General features: G+C 36.1%; 20 protein-coding genes and 1 pseudogene. 6 read left to right on the top strand and 15 right to left on the bottom strand.

The window, feature by feature from the left end; all coding sequences use genetic code 11:
- Positions 1-35 precede the first annotated feature (35 nt).
- Positions 36-1657 (top strand): annotated as a pseudogene (locus ACTNEP_RS12710) (Tn3 family transposase).
- A 216-nt stretch (positions 1658-1873) separates the two neighbouring features.
- Here ACTNEP_RS12710 and parC read toward each other — a convergent pair.
- The 3 genes from parC to ACTNEP_RS12695 form a co-directional block, all read right to left on the bottom strand.
- Positions 1874-4327 carry a DNA topoisomerase IV subunit A gene (parC, locus tag ACTNEP_RS12705; protein WP_441162392.1) on the bottom strand — a complete coding sequence of 818 codons (2454 nt, stop codon included), beginning with the start codon at positions 4325-4327 and terminating at the stop codon, positions 1874-1876.
- Positions 4328-4472: 145 nt separating this feature from the next.
- Positions 4473-6422: a DNA topoisomerase IV subunit B gene (parE, locus tag ACTNEP_RS12700; protein ID WP_441162391.1), complete on the bottom strand. Its 1950-nt coding sequence runs from the start codon at positions 6420-6422 to the stop codon at positions 4473-4475.
- A gap of 71 nt (positions 6423-6493) precedes the next feature.
- Complete coding sequence (locus ACTNEP_RS12695; RefSeq protein WP_441162390.1) at positions 6494-6907, bottom strand: CoA-binding protein; 414 nt, start codon at positions 6905-6907, stop codon at positions 6494-6496.
- Positions 6908-7128: 221 nt separating this feature from the next.
- Here ACTNEP_RS12695 and plsY point away from each other — a divergent pair, with 221 nt between their 5' ends.
- The 3 genes from plsY to yidD all read left to right on the top strand — a co-directional run bounded on the left by plsY (position 7129) and on the right by yidD (position 9011).
- Positions 7129-7713: a glycerol-3-phosphate 1-O-acyltransferase PlsY gene (plsY, locus tag ACTNEP_RS12690; RefSeq protein WP_441162389.1), complete on the top strand. Its 585-nt coding sequence runs from the start codon at positions 7129-7131 to the stop codon at positions 7711-7713.
- Between the two features lie 136 nt (positions 7714-7849).
- On the top strand, positions 7850-8773 hold the full coding sequence (gene folE2 / locus ACTNEP_RS12685; RefSeq protein WP_441162388.1) for a GTP cyclohydrolase FolE2: 924 nt from the start codon (positions 7850-7852) through the stop codon (positions 8771-8773).
- A 10-nt stretch (positions 8774-8783) separates the two neighbouring features.
- The gene (gene yidD, locus ACTNEP_RS12680; RefSeq protein ID WP_441162387.1) at positions 8784-9011 is read left to right on the top strand and encodes a membrane protein insertion efficiency factor YidD; all 228 of its coding nucleotides are present in this window, start codon (positions 8784-8786) and stop codon (positions 9009-9011) included.
- Between the two features lie 107 nt (positions 9012-9118).
- Here the strand turns inward: yidD and ACTNEP_RS12675 are convergent, their stop codons facing one another.
- The 6 genes from ACTNEP_RS12675 to ACTNEP_RS12650 form a co-directional block, all read right to left on the bottom strand.
- The gene (locus ACTNEP_RS12675; RefSeq protein ID WP_441162386.1) at positions 9119-9418 is read right to left on the bottom strand and encodes a hypothetical protein; all 300 of its coding nucleotides are present in this window, start codon (positions 9416-9418) and stop codon (positions 9119-9121) included.
- A 3-nt stretch (positions 9419-9421) separates the two neighbouring features.
- Positions 9422-9844: an acyl-CoA thioesterase gene (locus ACTNEP_RS12670; protein ID WP_441162385.1), complete on the bottom strand. Its 423-nt coding sequence runs from the start codon at positions 9842-9844 to the stop codon at positions 9422-9424.
- The gene (locus tag ACTNEP_RS12665) at positions 9841-12126 is read right to left on the bottom strand and encodes an AAA family ATPase (protein ID WP_441162384.1); all 2286 of its coding nucleotides are present in this window, start codon (positions 12124-12126) and stop codon (positions 9841-9843) included. Before ACTNEP_RS12665 ends, ACTNEP_RS12670 begins: the two co-directional genes overlap by 4 nt.
- Positions 12127-12137: 11 nt before the next feature.
- Positions 12138-12740, bottom strand: coding sequence for a TlpA family protein disulfide reductase (locus ACTNEP_RS12660; protein ID WP_441162383.1), 603 nt, complete (start codon positions 12738-12740; stop codon positions 12138-12140).
- A gap of 302 nt (positions 12741-13042) precedes the next feature.
- Positions 13043-15745 (bottom strand): aconitate hydratase AcnA, encoded by a 2703-nt coding sequence (acnA, locus tag ACTNEP_RS12655; RefSeq protein WP_441162382.1) that lies wholly within the window; start codon positions 15743-15745, stop codon positions 13043-13045.
- A gap of 179 nt (positions 15746-15924) precedes the next feature.
- Positions 15925-17025 (bottom strand): ATP-binding protein, encoded by a 1101-nt coding sequence (locus ACTNEP_RS12650; RefSeq protein ID WP_441162381.1) that lies wholly within the window; start codon positions 17023-17025, stop codon positions 15925-15927.
- Positions 17026-17215: 190 nt separating this feature from the next.
- Between ACTNEP_RS12650 and ACTNEP_RS12645 the strand changes: the two genes are divergently transcribed.
- Positions 17216-17701 (top strand): DUF2621 family protein, encoded by a 486-nt coding sequence (locus ACTNEP_RS12645; RefSeq protein WP_441162380.1) that lies wholly within the window; start codon positions 17216-17218, stop codon positions 17699-17701.
- 18 nt (positions 17702-17719) lie between these two features.
- On the opposite strand, the gene ACTNEP_RS12640 is transcribed toward ACTNEP_RS12645, so the two are convergent.
- The 6 genes from ACTNEP_RS12640 to ACTNEP_RS12615 all read right to left on the bottom strand — a co-directional run bounded on the left by ACTNEP_RS12640 (position 17720) and on the right by ACTNEP_RS12615 (position 22523).
- Entirely contained in the window at positions 17720-18145 is a 426-nt protein-coding gene (locus ACTNEP_RS12640) for a Na(+)/H(+) antiporter subunit B (RefSeq protein ID WP_441162379.1), read from the bottom strand.
- A 41-nt stretch (positions 18146-18186) separates the two neighbouring features.
- Positions 18187-18891, bottom strand: a complete 705-nt coding sequence (locus ACTNEP_RS12635) for a cytochrome c biogenesis CcdA family protein (RefSeq protein WP_441162378.1) — start codon at positions 18889-18891, stop codon at positions 18187-18189.
- Positions 18892-19004: 113 nt separating this feature from the next.
- Positions 19005-19229: a YneF family protein gene (locus ACTNEP_RS12630; RefSeq protein WP_441162377.1), complete on the bottom strand. Its 225-nt coding sequence runs from the start codon at positions 19227-19229 to the stop codon at positions 19005-19007.
- A 133-nt stretch (positions 19230-19362) separates the two neighbouring features.
- The gene (tkt, locus tag ACTNEP_RS12625; protein ID WP_441162376.1) at positions 19363-21363 is read right to left on the bottom strand and encodes a transketolase; all 2001 of its coding nucleotides are present in this window, start codon (positions 21361-21363) and stop codon (positions 19363-19365) included.
- 172 nt (positions 21364-21535) lie between these two features.
- Complete coding sequence (locus ACTNEP_RS12620) at positions 21536-21766, bottom strand: DUF896 domain-containing protein (RefSeq protein WP_441162375.1); 231 nt, start codon at positions 21764-21766, stop codon at positions 21536-21538.
- Positions 21767-21875: 109 nt separating this feature from the next.
- Positions 21876-22523 (bottom strand): YneB family resolvase-like protein, encoded by a 648-nt coding sequence (locus ACTNEP_RS12615; RefSeq protein WP_441162374.1) that lies wholly within the window; start codon positions 22521-22523, stop codon positions 21876-21878.
- Between the two features lie 266 nt (positions 22524-22789).
- On the opposite strand from ACTNEP_RS12615, the gene lexA reads away from it, so the two are divergent.
- The gene (lexA, locus tag ACTNEP_RS12610) at positions 22790-23410 is read left to right on the top strand and encodes a transcriptional repressor LexA (RefSeq protein ID WP_441162373.1); all 621 of its coding nucleotides are present in this window, start codon (positions 22790-22792) and stop codon (positions 23408-23410) included.
- Positions 23411-24002 lie beyond the last annotated feature (592 nt).

Genomic DNA, 24002 nt, shown 5'->3' with positions numbered 1-24002 from the left:
GAGAATTGCTTACACCGGAACAGAGACAGGCTTTTATGCAAATCCCTGAAGATGAATGGATACTGGGGACCTACTTCACTTTTTCCAAACGGGATTTAGAAATAGTTAATAAGCGAAGGAGGGAAGAAAACCGTTTAGGATTTGCTGTTCAATTAGCTGTTCTTCGGTATCCCGGTTGGCCATACACTCATATCAAAAGCATCCCAGATTCGGTCATACAATATATATCGAAACAGATTGGTGTTAGTCCATCCTCGCTTGATCATTATCCTCAAAGGGAAAATACACTTTGGGATCGTTTGAAAGAAATTCGAAGTGAATACGACTTTGTAACTTTTACCCTGAGTGAATATCGAATGACATTTAAGTACCTTCATCAATTAGCTTTGGAAAATGGTAATGCCATTCATCTACTGCATGAATGCATAGATTTTCTAAGAAAAAACAAAATTATACTGCCTGCTATCACTACACTTGAAAGAATGGTGGAAGCAAGGGCAATGGCTGAAAAGAAGCTATTTAATACGGTTAGTAAATCTCTAACATTTTAGGAATGGGAATGAATATTGGCTTGAGTAAGATGGCCGAAGCCACACCCGGACTTACATATAAGCAACTAGCCAATGTATCTCAATGGCGCATGTATGAAGATGCCATGAATAAAGCCCAAGCCATATTAGTAAACTTTCATCATAAATTACAATTGCCTTTCTATTGGGGCGACGGTACAACATCTTCATCAGATGGTATGAGAATGCAGCTAGGTGTTTCATCACTACATGCAGATGCAAATCCACATTATGGTACTGGAAAAGGAGCCATCATCTACCGATTTACAAGTGATCAATTCTCTTCTTACTACACAAAGATTATTCATACTAATTCAAGAGATGCGATTCATGTTTTGGATGGTTTGTTACATCATGAGACGGATCTAAACATAGAGGAACATTATACAGACACTGCCGGTTACACGGACCAAATATTCGGACTGACTCATTTATTAGGATTTAAATTTGCCCCAAGAATAAGGGATTTATCGAACTCAAAATTATTTACGATAGATAAAGCAAGTGAGTATCCAAAACTAGAAGCCATTTTACGTGGACAAATAAATACAAAGGTCATTAAAGAAAATTATGAGGATGTTTTGCGATTAGCTCATTCTATAAGGGAGGGAACAGTTTCAGCATCCCTTATTATGGGGAAGTTAGGTTCCTATTCAAGACAAAACAGCTTAGCTACAGCCTTACGTGAGATGGGCCGAATAGAAAAAACGATCTTTATTTTGAATTATATATCGGATGAATCATTAAGAAGAAAAATACAAAGAGGATTGAATAAAGGAGAAGCCATGAATGGATTGGCAAGAGCTATTTTCTTCGGAAAACAAGGTGAGCTTAGAGAACGCACCATACAGCATCAATTGCAAAGAGCCAGTGCTTTAAACATAATTATCAATGCTATAAGTATTTGGAATACTCTCCACCTAACAACAGCAGTTGAATATAAAAAACGGACAGGTAGCTTTAATGAAGATTTGTTACACCATATGTCGCCCTTAGGTTGGGAACATATTAATTTACTAGGAGAATACCATTTTAACGCAGAGAAAGTAGTCTCATTAAATTCTTTAAGACCACTAAAACTTTCTTAACGTTGTTAAAAACGAGGGATTCGTCAGGAAAATAGGCTTAGCGTTGTAAATCCGCATTTTCCTGACGCTACCCCTTAAATGACGAGTGAGTGCTATAATAAGAGTCAGGCTTTTCTTCCCTTCTAACTAACAACCTTATTATATATTTACCCAATTTTTTACTACATGCCCTATCTAAAAAAAGATACCCAACTAAATGCTGGGTATCTGTATATTCTATTCTTTTTCTTCGTCAAAAACTTTGGTTAGTTCGATTTTGGATTTGATTGTTGTTACTTCGCCTTCAATATCCGTATCGATTACATAGGATCCATTACTATAACGATCACTTATCGGAAGGTCCATTGGTTTTACTTCATGGATTTCCCCCTTAGTCGTTACTAGGCTGATAACATCTGTACTATCGACGATATCGAATCCAACTATACGGTGAGGTTTTGATTTCAGTTCTCGTAACATAACTAATCCTTTTTTTGCTCGTGATGATTTTTCGAATCGATCAATCGTCATTCGCTTACAGGCACCACGTTGTGTCGTTACAAATAAATGTCGATTCTCACGTAATTCATCCATAAGTACCCCATTGATAACAAATTCATCTGCTTTTAATTGAATTGCTTTTACACCTGCCGCACGTTGACCAATAGCAGATACTTCTGATTCATGATACCATAGTCCATACCCTTTATTAGTTGCTACGAAGATATCTCGATTGCCGTCAGTCTCATACACATTGATTAGTTCGTCCCCTTTTTTCAAATTCAAAGCAATCAACGGACGAGAAAAACGTTGTGAAAAATATAAATCTAATGTACTTTTCTTCACCATCCCATTTTTGGTAAAGAAAATCAGATATTTGTCTTTAGCAAACTCCCGAATAGGTATTGCTTTAACAATTGTTTCATCTTTATCAATAGAAGCTATATTAGATAGATGTTGTCCGAGCTCCTTCCAACGAATATCTGGTAACTGGTGAACTGGGATTGGTACATACCGCCCTTTATTCGTGAACAATAACAAATGATCAGTCGTATTCAGTTCTAACAAAGAAATTAAGTAATCATTATCTTTGATCGAAAAATCTTCATTGGTTGAAGCGGTATACGATCTGATACTTGTTCGTTTTACGTAGCCTTGTTCAGTTACAGAGGTAATAACATCCTCACTTGCGACTGTTACCTCAACATTAATTTTTAATTCTTCGATTTGTTCTTCTACTTTTGTCCGACGATCTTCTGCATACTGTTTCTTCATACTTCTTAAGTCTTTTTTAATCACTGATAATAATTTCTTTTCATCAGCTAGAATCGCTTGATACTCTGCTACTCTTTTTTGAAGCTCATCTGCTTCTTTTTCTAAAGCGGTGATATCTGTATTAGTTAAACGATATAATTGCAATGTCACAATTGCTTCTGCTTGAGGTTCTGTAAAACCATATGCTTCCATAATTCGTTTTTTGGCATCTTGTTTATCTTTAGATGCTCGAATTGTTTGAATTAATTCATCTAAAATGGAAACAGCTTTTATCAGACCCTCGACAATATGAGCCCTTTTCTCTGCCTTATTTAAATCGTAGCGCGTTTGTCTTGTAACAACTTCTTTCTGGTGCTGAATATAAGCATCGATCATTTGTAATAAATTTAACAACTGTGGTGTTTTATCTTTGATTGCTACCATATTGAAATGATAGGTAATTTGCAAATCAGTATTTTTATATAGATAATTGAGTACACCTTGACTATCTGCGTTCTTTTTCAGTTCTACCACTATTCGTAAACCTGTTCGATCCGTTTCATCACGAACTTCTGCGATTCCCTCTACTTTACGGTCAATTCGCAGCTCATCCATTCGTTTGACTAGAACTGCCTTATTGACTTCATATGGTATTTCATCAATCACAATTTGTTCACGGTTTCCTTTTAATGGTTCAATACTTGCTTTCCCACGTACGACAACTTTTCCTTTACCTGTCTGATAAGCTTTCTTTAATCCTTCATATCCTTGTATAATACCACCAGTTGGAAAATCTGGACCTTTCACAATCTCCAGTAACTCTTCCACTGTAACAGAAGGTTTATCAAGACGTTTAATAATAGCATCAATAACTTCTCCTAAATTATGAGGCGGGATCTCAGTTGCATAACCAGCAGATATACCGGTCGAACCATTTACTAATAAATTCGGGATTCTTGCTGGTAGCACAACCGGTTCATCAATGGAGTCATCAAAGTTCGGAATGTAATCCACGGTTTCTTTATCGATATCGCGAATCATCTCAGATGCGATAGCAGATAATCTTGCCTCGGTATAACGCATCGCTGCTGGTGGGTCACCATCGACACTACCGTTGTTACCGTGCATTTCTACAAGGACATTACGAACCTTCCAAGTTTGACTTAACCTTACCATTGCTTCATATACAGATGAATCACCGTGAGGGTGATAGTTACCAATTACAGTCCCTACCGTTTTGGCTGATTTACGGAACGGTTTATCATGTGTATTTTTTTCCTCGTACATTGCATACAAAATTCTGCGTTGTACCGGTTTTAATCCATCGCGTGCATCAGGCAATGCACGGTCCTGGATAATATATTTACTATAACGTCCAAAGCGATCTCCCATTACATCTTCTAAAGGGAGATCTAAATACTTTTCTTCTATTGCCAACGAAATTCCTCCTATAAAGTAAGACTTCCAACAGTGAGTATCTTTTACACTGTTGATTAGCAAACTTATCACGGTGATAGCGGCCGTTCCCCCTCTTCGTTCTTTAATGTAGGATTTTACGGACGATTAACACCGTGATAAAACCTTAAATTTGAATATTTTCATTATCTATAATATTATCGTCTTCTTCTAGTGAAAATTGTACATTAGATTCAATCCATTTACGACGAGGCTCTACTTTATCCCCCATTAAGGTGGTCACTCTTCGCTCCGCTCTGGCTAAATCATCTATTGTTACGCGAATTAACGTACGGGTTTCAGGATTCATCGTTGTTTCCCATAACTGATCTGCATTCATCTCTCCTAGCCCCTTATAGCGTTGCAGGTGATAACCATTTTTGAATTTTTTCGTGACGTCTTTTAGTTCATCCTCCGTCCAGCAATACTCTATCTGGGCTTTGGCACCTTTTCCCTTTGATATTTGATACAAAGGTGGCAAGGCAATGAATACTTTTCCAGCTTCAATCAATGGTCTCATATATCGATAGAAAAAGGTAAGCAATAGTATTTGGATGTGAGCTCCGTCTGTATCGGCATCTGTCATAATGACGACTTTGTTGTACTGTACATCATCTATCGAAAATTCACTGCCGACACCTGCACCGATTGTATGAATGATTGTAGATATCTCTTCATTTTTTAATATATCCACCAATTTAGCTTTTTCCGTATTTACAACTTTACCTCTCAACGGCAATACCGCTTGAAATTTTCTGTCTCTTCCTTGTTTGGCAGATCCACCTGCAGAATCACCCTCCACAAGGTACAGTTCGTTCTTGTCTGGATTACGGGATTGTGCTGGTGTTAATTTTCCGCTTAATAAAGCGTCTTTTCTACGCTTTTTCTTTCCGCTTCTAGCTTCTTCTCTTGCTTTTCTTGCAGCTAATCGAGCATCTTTAGCACGAATCGCTTTTTTAATAAGCATAGAAGCAACGTCTGGATTTTCTTCCAAGAAATAAAGTAAATGTTCAGCGACAATTGTATCAACAGCAGAACGAGCTTCTGCAGTCCCTAGTTTACCTTTTGTCTGCCCTTCGAACTGTAGCTTTTCTTCCGGAATTTTTATCGAAATAACAGCAGTAAAACCTTCCCGAATATCATTACCTTCAAGGTTTTTATCTTTTTCTTTTAAAAGGTTTACTTTTCTTGCATAATCATTCACAATTCTCGTTATTGCAGTTTTGGCACCAGACTCATGTGTCCCACCATCTTTGGTTCGAACATTATTAACAAATGACAATATATTTTCCGTAAAACCATCATTATATTGAAAAGCAAAATCCAGTTCCATGCCTTGTTGCTCGCCTTCAAAAGCAACTACTTCATGCAGGGCATCTTTCTCCTCATTTAAGTAGGCTACAAACTCTTTTAAACCATCTGGATAATTGTAAGCCTCCTCTACTTCATTTCTCTCATCAATTAACTTGATCGTGATTCCTTTTAGTAAAAAAGCTGATTCCCTTAACCTTTCCGCTAATATATCAAACTGGTATGTATTAGTGGAAAAAATCGAAGGATCTGGTTTAAATGTAATCGTAGTTCCTGTCTTTTTTGTTTTCCCTTTTTTCTCTAAAGTTGTAACTGGCTTACCGCCATTCTCGAATCGCTGATAAAAAACAAAACCGTCCCTTTCAATCGTTACTTCTAGCCATTCTGACAAAGCATTAACAACAGAGGCTCCTACACCATGTAAACCTCCACTGGTTTTATAACCACCCTGACCAAATTTCCCACCAGCATGTAAGACAGTTAATATTACCTCTGGAGTCGGTCTACCTGTTTGGTGCATTCCTGTTGGCATACCTCGACCATTATCTTTTACGGTGATACTTTGATCTGGGTGGATGATTACGGTAATTTCTTCTCCATAACCTGATAATGCTTCATCAACTGAGTTATCTACTATTTCAAAGACAAGGTGATGTAAGCCTCTTGCATCTGTACTACCAATATACATCCCTGGTCTTTTTCTGACGGCTTCTAGCCCCTCTAAAACTTGAATTGAATCATCGCTATATGTTGTATTACTCTTCATTACCTTCTCGATACTCCTTCCCTGGCACTACCTCTAACTAGAATATAGAACATACATTCTTGTTTGTAAAGTTATTTCATTAAAACAGCGTGTGCTACTTTTATACATTTGTCCATTATAACCTGTTTGTTATGTTCCGTTAAATAGTTATAAGCTTCCTTATCTTTGACTCCCTGTTGCATCCATACATATTTAGCATCAGTCTTCACAATTTCTTTGGCTAGCTCTTTTAAATATTCGGATCGTCGGAATACATTAATTAATTCGAATGGTTCTTCCACATCTGTAATTGTATCATATGCCTTTTGACCTAAAGCTTCCTCAATATTCGGATTCACAGGAATAATGCGATAACCAGCTTTTTGCATCGCTTTGGCAATCTGATAAGATGTTCGATGGGGTTTGTCCGAAAGTCCGATCACCGCAATTGCTTTTGATTTTTTTAACATATCAAGCATTAATGCTTGCTCATTTTCATGATTCATATTGTACACCTCATTTTTATTGATTAAACCATTTAATAAGCTTTGACGCAAGTCTAGACGTATAAAAGTATACCTGTTATTAACCATTTCTTGCTAGTTATTTCAGCATTTTTATCATAAATGAACAAAAAAAATATATATTGCATGTACTCTTTTTACTAACATCATGCTAAAATAAAGTCATCAATTGCAATCATAACATTTATTTAAGGAGTTTGATGATGGAGTATATTATTTTTATCATTCTTGCCTACTTATTAGGTTCCATTCCAACTGGGTTAATTGTAGGTAAAGTTGGCTATCAAAAGGATATAAGAGAACATGGTAGTGGTAACTTAGGTGCTACTAACACATTTCGCGTTCTCGGTCTAAAAGCTGGTATAATCGTAATAACAGTAGATATTTTAAAAGGTACTTTAGCAGCTCTTTTACCGATACTTTTTCAAGCGGAAAATGTTTATCCCTTGGTAGTCGGAGTCTTCGCAGTTATTGGACATATGTATCCGATTTTCGCGAAATTTAAAGGTGGAAAAGCAGTAGCAACCTCAGCTGGAGTGATTTTAGGAGTTAATCCATTATTATTTGTTATTATGGTGTGCAGCTTTTTACTTATTCTTTATTTATCTAAATATGTATCATTAGCATCTATGTTAACAGGCATTATCACCATTATTGTGACAATTATTCAACAAGATATCGGCTTAATCATTGTTACTTCTATCTTAACAGCCTTTGTCATATATCGTCACCAGGCGAATATTAAAAGAATTCTCAATAAAACCGAACCAAAAATAAAATGGATGTAAAGATCTAACAAATCGTTAGATCTTTTTTGTAATGGAGATTTAAGTCGCTTATGCTAGGTTTTTAAGCTTTTTAAATTGAATATTACAGGAAGATTAAGTATACTTTGAAATAGTTGAAGACGAAAGGGGTCTAATCATGAAAGATTTTAGCACCAAACAACTTCCAAACAAAGCGGAAAGACATAAACTGTTTGGCTCAGTTGAACCAGGTGAAAAAACAAAGCCAACTGAAAAAGAAAAAATGCCTGATTTACAAAACACAAAGAAGGATTTTTTGTTTGATATAGATCAAGTAGGAATTTCCAATGTTAAACACCCTATACAAGTGTTCAGTAAAATGACACCTGAAACACAAACAACAATCGGAACATTTAAAATGACATCTTCTATCAAGAAGAATCATAAAGGGACAAATATGAGCCGTTTTACAGAACTTATGCAACAGTATAGTAATGGAAATCCATTAAAGATATCCATTACTTCACTGAAGCAATTTACGAAAGAAATGGCAGATCGCTTGGAACAGGAAGATAATCAAATAACCGTCTCCTTCCCTTGGTTCTTTGAACGGAGCGGACCTGCATCTAACATGGCTGGAATGAACCATGCAGATGCTGAGATAACAATACTTTATGATAAAAATTCAGGATATCATATAACCGTTTCTCTTGAAGGCACTATTACGACATTATGTCCTTGCTCAAAAGAAATAAGTGAGTATAGTGCACATAACCAAAGGGGGAAGGTTAAAATGAGCGCAGAACTATCAGCTAATTATGATGAAACGGATGCCGACTGGAAACAGGCATTACTAGAGGCAGCGGAAAGTAATGCAAGTGCACGTATTCATCCAGTATTAAAACGACCAGATGAAAAAATGGTTACCGAGCAAGCTTACGAAAACCCTCGCTTTGTTGAGGATATGGTTCGCTTAGTAGCAGCGGATTTATACGAATTACCATTTGTTGAGAAGTTCACCGTAATATGCGAAAATGAGGAATCTATTCATTTACATGATGCCATTGCATCGATTACGTATGATAAAGCTCTTCATCGTTGAGGTGAATATTTTGAAAAAAGTGATTATGTTAATCATTCGTTTTTATCAACGATTTATTAGCCCAATGTTTCCACCAAGTTGTCGCTTTCAACCAACTTGTTCTCACTATAGTTTGGAATGCTATCAACGTTTTAATATATTCAAAGCAACCTATTTATCCGTTAAAAGAATCTTAAAATGTCATCCATTTCACCCAGGAGGCTTTGATCCTGTTCCAACCAAAAAGACCGAGCACTGATCTCGGTCTTTTTTATATGCTAATATAATTATCGATATCTATTGCAGGAAAGAACTTGCTATATTCTTTATTCCTCTTTCCAATTATTGGGGTAGTGGCGCATTAATTTACAACTGAAATTTCTTTATTTGTTCCCATTGATGTTCTTTTGTTAAAATTTCTTTTTGCATATCCCCGAATAAATCAAAATGCGGAAACGCAGGATCTCGATGAATCCACTCACTTTTCAATCCATATTGATTCCCCCATGCAATTAACTTCTGATAATCAGCACAACCTACTTTGGTAACAGTTGTGCAATCAGGAAATCGATCATCAAGCCAATAATGTGTTAAAAAGGCTATTTTCCCGTTACGGACATCTGCTTTCCATTTTTTTAACGTTTTTCTATCAATTCCAAACGCCATTAATTATTCCGCGCTTTCTAATGCTTTTTGGTATGCTTCATGCCAGTTTGGGAACTGCTTTTTCAAAGATAGTGGACGGAAATTTTCTTTTCTTACAATAACATGTTGGGTTTCTCCAGTAACAGCCTCTTGACCATCCTGATTAATGATTCGATAACCATATGTTGTACGTATACCATTGTATTTCTCCAGCCATGTTTCCACATAGGCATCGTCTCCATATCGAATTGGATGCTTAAACTGAATATTGGCATCGACAACCGGAGATACAATACCCTCCGCTTCCATTTCATGATACCTAAATCCTAATTTTTCAATAAAGTCAGTCCTTCCAATTTCAAACCAGATTAAATAGTTAGCGTGATAAACTACTCCCATTTGGTCTGTTTCCTGGTATCTCACTTTAATTGGTGTTGTTACTTTCATTGTTGATTCGTCCCCCTAACCGATTTCCATGCTAATTCAACATCTTTTTTCGTCAAAAGTCCAAGCTCTTCTATTTCTTCGGTTTCCATATCAAGTCGTAACGCTTGGTATTGGATTGCTTCGTTGATCAAGTTTACGACAAACCTTCCATTTCCACTAATTGGCGTATCGTCCAATTGCTTTAACAGATAGTTGATCACATCTTCATCTAATTGATATTGATATTCCTTCACATGATATCGGATCATCTCCAAAAGCTCTTGATTGGAATAATCTTGAAAATGAAAATATTTCTTGAATCTTGATTCCAAACCAGGGTTACTTGCTATAAATTGCTCCATTTCTTTTTTATAGCCAGCAAGGATTATGACAATATTCTCATTATGTTTGGTCATTTCATCCACTAATGTATCAATTGCTTCTTTACCAAAATCTTTTTCCCCGCGATATAACGAGTATGCTTCATCGATAAATAATACGCCACCTAACGCTTCGCGGATTTTATTCTTGGTTTTTATTGCTGTTTGGCCTACAAATCCTGCAACGAGGTCACTTCTTGAAGCTACAACTAAATGACCTCGTTTTAGAAGACCACATTGTTTTAAGATTTGGGCAAATAATTTCGCAACAGTTGTTTTCCCAGTACCGGGATTACCCGAAAAAACAGAATGTAATTGAATAGGTACAGACGGCAGTTGTAGTGATTTGCGTTTTTGTTGAATCTGAACAAATGCAGATAGCTTTTTCACTTCTTCCTTTACATTATCGAGCCCTATTAATTGTTCTAACTGTTCCATTGGTTCAGCAGAATCTCGCTGATCATCTAAAGCTGTAATATCTTTTTCTGCTATTCTCATGTGGGCTAACCAATTATTCTCTAAAGGTAAATTATGGTTTGCGCCAATATGGAAAATAACTTTTAATACCAAATCTTTAACCGTTCGAGCATTCCCAAATGATTCATCCACACGCGCTTTTTCTATTAAGGATAAAAAACGATGTCGTGCCTTTTCGGTAAAAAAATAGTCATTTTGTAGAGCTGTTTCTTCTGCAATTTGTAACAATTCTTCATTCGAAAAATTAGGCAACTGAATAAAATTCCCTTCTGGGAAACGGCTTCTCAATCCTTGATTGGACCATAAAAAGTGTTGCATTTCTTCCGGATATCCTGCAATAATAACCGCAAATTTATTAGCATATTCCTTACTGGTCATACTAGATACTAGTGTATCAATAACTGCCTGTCCATAATCATTACCAGATTGATCTTCACGTTTTAAATTATAGGCTTCATCGATAAAAAGTACTCCACCCAATGCTTTTTTCACATAATTTAGCGTATTCTCTTCACTTTGACCCATGTAAGAACCTACTAGTTGAGATCGGTTAACCTCCACAACTTTATTTGTTTCAAGCAAGCCGAGTCGGTAGTATATGTTAGCCAACAAACGGGCAATTGTTGTTTTACCTGTTCCTGGATTCCCGGTAATTACCATATTTAGTCCCTGCTCATCCACCATTTGAAATCCAGCTTCTTTTCTTTTTTGCTGATATTTTAAATATTGATAATAATAATTAATATAATTTTTCACCTCATTAAGCCCGATCATGCTTGACAATTCATCCAATGGATCTGAGGTTGTTTCTTTTTTTATGAAGGCAGGTAAAGAATCATAAAAAATCGTAATATAATAACTTAACTTTTCAATTTCTTCATTGTATGGCTGAATGTCTCTAGTTGATTTTCGTTGTTCTAAAGTGTAAACCATCGCTTCAGCAACATCTTGAATTAAATCAACTTGTTCAAATATCCGATCATACGTCTTCTTAATACGATTGGTTGAAACTGTTTGGATCGACTTCAGCTTTGACAAACGGTCCATTTCAGCTAAAAGTGCTTTCGCTTTCTTTAATTTTACAGGATCAAAATCTGTTTCACGAATGTAATACTGTACGAGTTCTATTTCTTGAAAGTCATTATAAATAGATAAATAGTGCTTTAATGATTGGACTTCTGCAATCATTGGATGTTTACTTTTTTTCTTTAATTGTTCTAGATGCTTATTTAAATGATCATCTGTTACATTCCTTTTCAAACGATAAAACGTAAGCATACTGTATAACAATGCTTCTGAGTCTACATGTAGTGAAAAAGTTGCTTGTTCAACCTTGTCTAGAATTCGTAGTATTTCTATTTCGTTATAAGGTGGAATATCATCAAGTGAATTCCAACTCTGAATTATTTCTTCTGTTTCTTTCCAATTTTTTGTTGACACAAACATACTCCTTCCAATCATTCTAAGTTCTGCACTTCTTTTAGTTGGTCTTGCATTTGCTCTAATGACATCGCACCATTAGTTCGTTTCATGACCTGTTGATCACTTGTTCTAATAAGAAAGGAAGTTGGCATACCAATAATGGAATAGTGATCATATACGGTATCATTCTCATCCAATAAAATAGTAAACTGATAATCCCCTTCCTCTACGAAGGCTTCTACTTTTTCTATTGAATTCTCTCTATTTGTTGTATTTACTGCAATAACCTTAACTATATCTTTATTTTCATTTTCAAATGTCTGCATATCTGGCATTTCTTCTAGACAGGGTTTACACCAAGTTGCCCAAAAGTTCAATAAAATATAATCCTGCTCTACATCAAATGCCTCCACCTCATTACCGGCTAGGTCAGGTAACTGGAAATTAGGCGCCTGATCACCGGGTTGTAGTTGTTTTACATTTGGTGCAGTAATACCTACTCCTTCTACAGACGTATCTTCTGTAACATCTATAATATTCGGTTTAGATTGCTTATCTCCAATATTTGTAAAGTTGGTGACTATCAAAATAACGACCAATAGCAACACAACCGATAACGATAAAATACTCTTCCACATAACGATCATCCTTTACAATACACTAAATCCTATTATATAAGATAACAACCTAAGCGTCTAATTATTAAATTTAAATAAAACGCTGCGAAAAAATGCGATACTCCTGTAGAAAAGCTAGAATTGAAGATCCGCTTGGTAAAGTGACTTTTTTACCCAATTTAGATAAAAACCGCCGAGAAAAAGGAAATAATTTTACCCTCGGTAGTTTTGCGTTCATCCGTTATCAGCGTGGAAAAGCAAACCTAATCTGATAATATAAAAAAAGATAGCCCGTTTTAGGACTATCTTTTTCTTATAAGCTATTAAGCTAGTTTATTACGAAGTACCATTTGAAGGATACCACCGTGACGATAGTAGTCGATTTCTACTTCACTTTCGAAACGTGCAACTGCTTCAAATTCGGTTACTTTACCATTTTCGTCGGTAGCTTTCACCGTTACAATATCACGCGGCATTACAGACTCATCAATGTCCACTTCGAATGCTTCCTTACCAGTTAAACCTAGTGAATCCGCACTTTCGCCTTCTTTAAATTGAAGAGGTAATACACCCATCATTACTAGGTTTGAACGGTGGATACGTTCAAAGCTCTGTGCAATAACCGTTTTAATACCTAGTAGGTTGGTACCTTTTGCTGCCCAATCACGAGAGCTTCCCATACCATAATCATTACCAGCAAGGATTACTAGCCCTGTACCATCTTGTTGATATTTCATTGCTGCATCATAGATAGGCATTACATCGCCAGTTGGCCAATAAGTAGTATAACCGCCTTCAGTTCCTGGTGCTAATTGGTTCTTAATACGGATATTTGCAAAGGTACCACGCATCATTACTTCATGGTTACCACGACGGGAACCATAAGAGTTAAAGTTACGAGGTGATACGCCTTTCTCTTGCAGATATTTACCTGCTGGCATATCTTTTGCAATGGCACCAGCTGGTGAAATATGGTCAGTTGTTACAGAATCACCAAACTTTCCAATAGCACGTAATCCTGATAATTGCTCTACTTTTCCTGGTTCTTTTGCAAGACCTTCAAAGAACGGAGGATTTTGAATATAAGTAGAATCATTGTTCCAAGAATATAACGGTTCATCTGTTGTTTCGATTGCATTCCATTTTTCGTTAGAATCAAATACATTCTTATATTGTTCACGGAAGATTTCCGGTGTTACTACTTTCTTAACTTGTTCACGCACTTCATCCATAGATGGCCAAATATCATCAAAGTAAACAGCATTTCCATCCTTGTCTTGACCAATTGGATCGTTTTTCAAATCAATATCCACTGTTCCTGCCAGAGCATACGCTACTACTAATGGCGGAGAAGCTAAGTAGTTCGCTTTCACTAACGGGTGGATACGACCTTCAAAGTTCCGGTTACCTGAAAGTACGGATGAAACAGTTAAATCGTTATCAGCGATTGCTTTCTCAATTTCCTCACGTAATGGGCCAGAGTTACCGATACATGTTGTACAACCATACCCTACAAGGTTGAAGCCTAATTGATCTAAATATGGCATTAATCCTGCATCCTCGAGGTATCCTGTAACAACTTTTGAACCAGGTGCTAATGAAGTTTTCACATAAGCTGGAACTTCTAGCCCTTTTTCTACTGCTTTCTTGGCAAGTAAACCTGCTCCAAGCATAACATATGGGTTAGAAGTATTTGTACAAGATGTGATAGCAGCGATTGCAACCGCACCTGTCTTCATAACAGATTTACGCCCATTTGGTTGATTGATTTCCACTTCTTTATCAAATTCAGAAGCATCTAAACCAAAACCTTGGTTTCCTGCAGGAGCAGTAATTGCCTCATTAAATGATTTCTTCATATCAGATAATGGGATTAAGTCTTGTGGACGTTTTGGACCAGATAAGTTTGGTTCTAATTCAGAAAGGTTAATCTCCACTAGATCTGTGAACTCTGCATCTGGTTGATCTGGTGAATACCACAAGCTGTTCTCTTTACAATATTTCTCTACAAGCGCGATTTGCTCTTCACTTCTACCAGTTAGACGAAGATAGTTTAATGCTTCCTCATCTACAGGGAAGAAACCACATGTTGCACCATACTCCGGTGCCATGTTAGAAATAGTGGCACGATCTGCTAAAGGCATATCTTTAAGACCAGGCCCAAAGAATTCTACGAACTTACCTACTACTTTCTTCTCGCGCAATACTTGCGTAACTTTTAATGCTAAGTCTGTAGCTGTTGTACCGTTAGGGAAGCTGCCAGTAAATTTCACCCCGATAACATCTGGTGCAGGGAAGTATGAAGGTTGTCCTAACATTCCTGCTTCTGCTTCAATACCACCAACACCCCAACCTAACACACCTAAACCATTAATCATCGTTGTATGTGAGTCAGTACCAACGAGTGTATCAGGGAATGCCTCCATTTCTCCATCCTCATTGTCAACTGCATGAACTACGTTTGCAAGATACTCAAGGTTTACCTGGTGTACGATACCAGTTGCTGGAGGAACAGCACGGTAGTTATCAAAGGCCTTTTGTGCCCAATTCAAAAATTCATAACGTTCTGCATTACGTTCAAACTCTAATTCCATATTTGCTTGTAATGCGTTCTTTGTACCGTATTCATCTACTTGTACGGAATGGTCAATGACAAGATCAACCGGTACTTCCGGGTTAATCTTTTCTGGTGATCCCCCCATGTCTACCATTGCTTTACGTAAAGAAGCAAGGTCTACTACAGCTGGTACACCGGTAAAGTCTTGCAAAATAACACGAGAAGGTTTGAATGGTACATCTCCACCTTGCTCTTTTCCCCAGTTTGCTAGACTCTTAACATGTTCATCTTTAATAACATGTCCATCGTGTTGACGGATTAACGATTCGAGTAAGACACGAATCGAAAAAGGTAAACGATCGATATTACCAATTCCCGCTTCTTCCAAGGCTTTTAATTGGTAATAGTTGTACTTTTTACCGTTCAAATCAAACTGCTTTTTTGCTTGAAATGGATTCTGATTAGTCATTTCGCCCAGTTACCCCCTTAAAAATGTTAGACCGAAAACGGATCTCTCATATCTCTAAATACTATGTAACATAGTATGCACCATACTATTTTAAATGAAATCGGTTTATAAGTAAAATAATTAACCATAAAAAATCTATTAAATTAAAAATCTATGATTTCTATTCTAAGTGAACTCTTTCACTTTCCATTAAAAGGAAGAAAAATTTTGAAAGTGCTTCCTTCACCATTTTCTGATTCAATTTCTAACCTTCCACTATGATTATCAATAATTTGGTTAGAAATCATTAATCCTAGACCTGTACCGTTCTTTTTTGTGGTAAAAAAAGGCTCTTTCAATTTATGAATAAGATGCTTAGGTATACCAGGTCCCTGATCCTTTATCGCAATCATGCACTCTTTACCACTATTCTTTACCTTGACATGAATCATACCACCATCTGTCATTTCCTCAATAGCATTTTTAATTAAATTGATAAAAACCTGTTTAATTTGAGAGCGGTCACAGTAAACTATACAGTCCTCATCATCTGCTTCAAGTACTAGATCAATATCATATAAGTTAGCTTGTGTTTTTAGTAGAGTTATCACATCATGTAGCATTTTATTTATATTTTCATCATGTTTATCATCTGTCATTGGTTTAGAAATAAATAATAGCTCCGATGTTATGGTGTTTATTTTATCAATTTCGTCCATCATAATTTTATAATATTCATCTTTACTAGTTATTCCGCCTTGCAATAACTGAACAAACCCTTTCAAGGAAGTAAGAGGATTTCTGATCTCATGAGCAATACCTGCTGCCAACTGACCTGCGATTGACATTTTTTCCGAGCGTATTAACATTTCCTCTGCTTGCTTTTTGTCCGAAATATCTCTTGAAAGTGACAAAATCTTCTTATCTCCGTTCCAGTTGATTACCTGTAAAATTGTTTCGAAAACAATAAATCTGCCAATCTGATTACGTATATGTACATAAAATTTTTGTTCCTCAGAGCTTTCAGTATCAAAATGTTTTCTGACATACTTCTGGTCATCACGCATAACATAACGAAACACTGACTTACCAATCAATTGAGCTTTGTTAAAGCCAAGCACACTTCTAACAGATTCTGATATATATTCAATCTTCCCAGAATAATTATTAATACAGATAAGATCAAACCCATTAGCTTCAATCCTATTGAGAATGCTTTTTGGTAAATCCGAAAGCAAGATAGTTTTGTCCGCTTCGTGATTGACGCTCGTGTTATCTGGTTGATCGACATAATTAAGCAAGGCCTTACCCCCTAACTTTTTTCATCAAAATTATTTTGTTAAAAAGTCTAAACATGCTATAATATCAACGATCTAGTAAATTATATGAGAAATTTAAATATTCATGACTTAATATACGATTTATAGTTATATTACTATATTTTACATAAAAATAAAATGATAATAATTTAGAATGGCGGGTGTTAACTAAATGTCCTTTCACTTTATGACATTCATCGTCGTATGGACTTTTATTTTATTAGGACTGATAGCGATCGGCGGGTATTTCATGTTTCGTAAATTTCTAAAAAGTTTGCCAAAAGATGATGGAAAATCAGATTTGGATTGGGAAAAATATTATATTGAGAAATCAAGCCACCTATGGGAAGATGCTGAAAAAGAATTTCTGGAAGAGTTAGTCTCCCCAGTACCCGAGTTGTTTCGTGATGTAGCAAGGCAGAAGATTGCGGGAAAGATAGGTCAATTAGCTCTTGAGAAGAAGGAAGAGGCAATCACACAAGAAACATTAATTCAAGGATATATTATGGCCACTCCTAAACGAGACCATAAGTTTTTAAGAAAAAAGCTGAAAGAAAAATCGATCGACATCACCGCATATGAGCACTACTTCAACTATTCACCTGAAGATTATCGAAATAAAAAATACGCAGCAAAAACACGTCAAAATCTACGTTAACGTGTTTTGCTGCGTTTTTTACCGATCACTAGAAATAGTTAAAACAATTGTCATAGCTACTCCAATAACCGTCAAATAAACACCAATATCAAATAATAGCGCTGTTGCGAGCTCTACCTCACCAAATATTGGGAAGTGAAAATAATCAAATGTTTGACTTAGGAAGGGCTGCCCAAATAGAAATGCGCCAACACCAGTTGCTATTGCAATAAGTAATCCGACAATAATCATGGTCCGATAATTAAATGGTAATACTTTATTGACAGCTTTTTCCCCATAAGCCATATACATTAGTACAATTGCTGCCGCAGTCATTAAACCACCGATAAAGCCACCGCCAGGTTCATTATGTCCAGCAAAAAATAAATTCACTGCAAACCCAAACAAAATAAAAGCTATTAATACTGTCATGGTTTTTAATATTAAGTCATTTGTTTTTGTCATAATATCTCCTCCGAATGTAATTAGTATGTCTCTCTCCAATATTAAAATCCCTTAAAATTGAAAAATCCTGCAAGAAATGACGTTAATTTCGTCATTAAATCAAAAAACAAAAAGAATCCCATAAAAATCATCACATAACCACCGATTCTCACCAGTTTCTGTGCATTATTCTTAATCCATTTCATTTTACCAATAAAAAAGGCAAGAATAAAGAATGGAATCGAAAAACCTAACGAATAAGCAGTCATTAATATAATTCCAAGCTCTGTATTCGTTGCAGCTAGTGATATGACCGCCATCAAAATTGGTCCTGTACAAGGCGTCCATCCTAAAGAAAATGCCATCCCTATAATAAATGATCCTATGAAGCCTGTAGGTCTATTTTTAAAGCGCAACTTCTTTTCTTTCATTAAGAAATCGAAATTTAAAGCACCTACTATAATAAGACCGAAAAAAATAATTAAAATTGCACCTATTTGTCTAATTAAGTCATCCCATCTTGTTAAAAATTCACCGATAAAACTTGTTGTAAAGCCAAGAATAATAAAAATACTTGAAAACCCTAGCAGAAAGAATAATGTATGTAAGATGCTTTTATAGTTAAACATGGCTTTTTCTTCTTTAATATCGCTGACACTCATCCCGGTGATGTATGATAGAAATGCAGGGTATAGTGGTAAAACACATGGGGATATAAACGATAAAAATCCTGCACCAAATGCAATAAAAATATTTACTTCATTCAAGTTGGTCACTCCAGACTCAATATATTTATAGATGCACTGTTCTATAAATATGATAAAACCCTTGCTGTATAATAGCAAGGATTCTAATTCGACAATTATGTTACAACCTGTTATTATTTGTTATCCATTTGGTTGTTCATTGCACGCATCATTTGTTTAATTTTCTTTTGCGATGGTTTTTGACCCATCTGCATCATTAATGTTCTTAGCATTTGTTCATTAATTGGTGGATTTTTCTTTAAATAGTTCATCATATACTTTCTCGCGATAAAAAAGCCTAGGGCAACCCCGGCTAAAAGAGCAACCACGATAAATATAATCCAAAGAACAGTGCTCATTCAATTGTTCCTCCTTCAATTTGTCTCTTATACAGTATAGTAAAAGTCATTTAATAATACAAGCACTTGTTTATTTACTTGTTACGGTAAAAAAATGGGACGAGGAACTGCCCCTCTGTCCCATTTAGTTTAATTAAAATAATTCATTTACGTGTTTTACGACATTTTCTACAGTAAAACCGTATTCTTCAATAATTTTGTTTCCATTTGCAGATGCACCAAATTTATCGATTGCAATAATTTTTCCTTCTAGACCTACATAACGCTCCCAACCAAGTGAAGAAGCCATTTCAACAGCAACACGTTTCGTTACAGCACTTGGCAATACGGATTCTTTGTACGCTTCATCTTGTTTATCAAAACGATCCCACGAAGGAATACTTACAACACTCACATCTTTACCTTCTTCTTTTAATGCTTTTTGTGCTTTGACTGCAAGCTGTACTTCAGAACCAGTTGCAACAAGAATAGCATCTGGCGTCTCTTTCGAAGCAGGGCTTACTACATATCCACCTTTTTTAACCCCTTCGTATGCATTTTCAGCAGTACCAGGTAATGTAGGTAGATTTTGACGAGTAAGTACTAGTGCTGTCGGTTGTGAAGTAGATTCTACTGCTAAGCGCCATGCTGCTTGTACTTCATTACCATCTGCCGGACGAATAACAGAAAGATTTGGCATTGCTCTAAACGCAGCTAATTGTTCAACAGGTTCATGTGTCGGACCATCTTCTCCTACTGCAATCGAATCGTGCGTTAACACGTATGTTACAGGCAGGTTCTGAATAGCAGATAAACGAACTGCTGGACGTAAGTAGTCACTGAATACGAAGAATGTACCACCAAATACTTTAAGTCCTCCGTGTAATGCCATACCATTTAACGCAGCTGCCATTGCAAATTCACGTACACCAAACCAAATATTACGTTTGTCTGGCTCTGCTGCTGAAAAGTCGCCAGCATCTTTAAGGTTTGTTTTGTTAGAACCTGCTAAGTCTGCACTTCCACCAAATAAAGATGGTACAGTTTTAGCGATGGCGTTTAATACTTCCCCAGATGTAGCACGTGTAGCAGCTTCATCCTTACCTGCTTCATATACTGGTAAGTCTTTATCCCATCCTTTAGGTAATTTGTTATTAATCGCATCCTCTAATTCTTGTCCTAGTTCAGGATACGCTTTCTTGTAAGAATCGAATAATTCCTTCCATTCTTGTTCTACTGCTTTACCGTTTTCAACGATTTTTGTTTCGAAATCCTTGTATACTTCATCAGGAACTAGGAAATCTTCATGTTCCCATTTATAGTATTCTTTCGTTAATTTAACTTCGTCTTGTCCAAGTGGTGCACCATGTGATGCAGCTGAACCAGATTTGTTAGGTGAACCGTAACCAATGACTGTTTTCACTTCAATTAACGTAGGTTGATCGGTATTAGCCTTAGCATCCGCGATAGCTTGTGAGATCGCTTCTGTGTCTGTACCATCTTCTACACGGATTACTTGCCAGCCATATGCTTTAAAACGATCTTCTACATTCTCAGAGAATGCTTTGTTTAATTCACCATCTAAAGAAATATCGTTAGAATCATATAAAGCAACAAGCTTACCTAATTTTAAATGACCTGCTAGAGATGCAGCTTCGTGGGAAATACCTTCCATTAAGTCACCATCACTAACAAGTGCAAATGTATAGTGATCTACTACATTGTAATTATCCTTATTGTATTTAGCAGATAAATGTTTTTCAGCCATCGCCATACCAACACTCATCGCAATACCTTGACCTAACGGCCCTGTTGTTGCTTCAACCCCATCCGTATGGTGTACTTCTGGGTGACCAGGTGTCTTCGAACCCCATTGGCGGAATCCTTTTAGGTCATCAATGGTAACATCATAACCAGACAAGTGGAGTAAGCTGTAAAGTAACATAGAACCATGACCTGCAGATAATACAAAACGGTCACGATTGAACCATTTAGAGCTTTTCGGGTTATGATTCATGTGTTGTGTCCAGAGTGTATATGCCATTGGAGCCGCACCCATTGGCAATCCTGGATGACCTGAATTAGCTTTTTCAATTGCGTCTATTGATAATGTTCTAATTGCATTAATAGACATTTGTTCAATTTGATTTGCCATCGTTACATTTGTCCCCTTTCAAAAAAGCAAAATATGTACGCACATTTATAATCGTATAACGAAATCACCATAAAGACAAGTATATCAAGTCAAAAAGCGAGTAATTTCTTTAAAAATAACAGTTTTTGATAAAATTTTTAATATAATAATATAGAAGAAAAAGTAGCAGTCACTACTTTTTCTTCTCTTTTTGTAATTGTTTTAATTTTTCAGGGGTAACATCATTCCCATTAGGATCGATGACCGTCATCCCTTTCATATGGTTTTTAAAAGATTTTCGAACGTTTTTCAAATAGGCTTCACGTAACGATTTTTGTTCCTTCTTTTCTTCATTCGTTAATCCTTCATTTTTCGCTTTATTAGCTAACTCGTTAATTCGAGCTATTTTTTCCTTTGATAACATAGAGAAACTACACCTCGTTTCTTTTTCCAAATAACTATACTTCCATCTTAAAATGAAAAAAAGAGTATACTTGTATAGTATACTCTCTCTCATTTTAATCTTCACGCTGTTACTTTTCAAGGGATTGGTATTCCTGATAGCGGCGGTGAACGGTTGCTTTCGACACGTCATAACCCATTCCACGGAGAACAGATGCAATTTCTTGAAAAGTTAGATTGTTCCGCTTTAACCTAATAACCTCTTCTATCGGAAATTCTTTTCGTTCTCTTCCTTTTGCAAGATGTTGGTTGGAAAGGTTATCAGCTGGATTAAATCCATTACCAACAGCCTTCTTCATCCCTCGTTTAATTTTCGCATTATGTAATTTTCGTTGATATTCCTCTACTATTGATACGATCTGTAATACCATCGAATCGCCTTCAGAAAGCTGCAATTCACCATTATGTGATAGTGTATATATATTTACATTTAATCGATTTAATTGATGAAGTAATGCAATTTTAGTATTCCCTCTTCCTAGCCTCGTTTCGTCTTGGATAAGGAGGGTATCAGCCTGTCCATTCTGAAATGTCTCTAACATATCAAAAATACCCTCACGTTCAATCTCATACCCACTTTGTTTTTCCTGGATGATTTTATGAATTTCCATTTTATATTTATTTGCAAACATGTGTAATTCTTCTTGCTGTCGTTGAATAGATGTTTCTTGGGAATCCTTTTCGGTACTTACACGACAGTATATGATCGCTTTTGCCATAGGTTAAACTTACTCCTTTATGCTATAAACTTGTTACTGCTGAATAATAGAAAAAGACAATAGCTAGTATAAAAGTAATCAAGTAAAAAATGTCAACTTTAGATATATTTTTTAACATAATATCGCCTCCTTCGAACCTTTGTTCGTATTTATATTATACACGAACAAATGTTCATGTCAATTGTTTTCTCGAACGAATGTTTGTAAAACTTATTTTCCTATGCTATAATTTGATTAATAAATAATACGTGTAAGGAGATTTAAATATGACAAATCTATCAAAACGACAAGAGGAGATATTAGCTTATATTAAAGAGCAAGTTGAGCTAAAAGGATATCCACCATCTGTTCGGGAAATTGGTGAAGCAGTCGGTTTAGCGTCAAGCTCAACCGTTCACGGTCATCTAGCGAGATTAGAGAAAAAAGGCTATATCAGACGTGATCCAACTAAACCGAGAGCTATAGAGGTACTTCCACAAGACGGAGAATTGGAAATTCCAAAAACCGAAGCCACATTTGCACCGGTTATCGGGAAAGTTACGGCCGGCCTTCCGATAACCGCGGTAGAAAATATCGAAGAATATATCCCTATTCCTCATAATGAAATGCATGTAAGCGAGCAATTATTTGTATTAATTATCGAAGGAGACAGTATGATCGAAGCTGGCATTTTAGATGGTGACAAAGTAATTGTCAAACAACAAAATACAGCAGAAAATGGTGATATTGTGGTAGCAATGACCGAAGAAAGTGAGGCCACAGTAAAACGATTCTTTAAAGAAAAAGATCATATACGTTTACAACCAGAAAATGCAACGATGGATCCTTTAATTTATAAAAATGTTAGTATTTTGGGTAAAGTAGTAGGGTTGTATCGTAGTATATAATTAATGGAAAGTGCGCACTTGTCTAAGTCGCACTTTTTTTCTACCATTATTTACTGTATTTTTATTATGTAAATTAAATGTCGGGAAAGCTTCCTTGGATTATGACGATTGTCTTCAATCGTGTGGTAATTGGTATCAATTTGAATATTCTAGTAAAACATATAAACCCATCAGAGCACTAGATTCGCTGGTATTAGTAGTCAACGGCCGCTTATAAGAAAAAGTATCTTCCTAATTACCAATAAAGGTTCTTAGATTCATTTCTACCATCAATGCTGTCGAGAAGGTATCATCTGCAAAAACTGTTCCTCTCCCCATGTTCATCTCATCAATCGATAAAGTTATTTCCTCTACAAAACTTCTAGGAAATATCCCCCTGAGCCCATGCTATATCTAATACACGAGCAGATGAGCATCTTCAATTCTTCGTCTTGAAGTGAAGCTACTGGCTTTTTAGTTGGTATTCAGTTGTCTTGGATTATTATTCCATCCACATTATCTTTAACTCTATATCTCCTAAGTCCCATCTAGGTCAATTATCGATTTTTAAGGAAGACGCATATAATAAGAAAAAGCGTTAGAAGGTGATGAC

Source organism: Gracilibacillus sp. HCP3S3_G5_2, from assembly GCF_052063305.1.
Lineage (GTDB): Bacteria > Bacillota > Bacilli > Bacillales > Amphibacillaceae > Gracilibacillus.
This window is presented reverse-complemented; position numbering and strand designations above follow the sequence as displayed.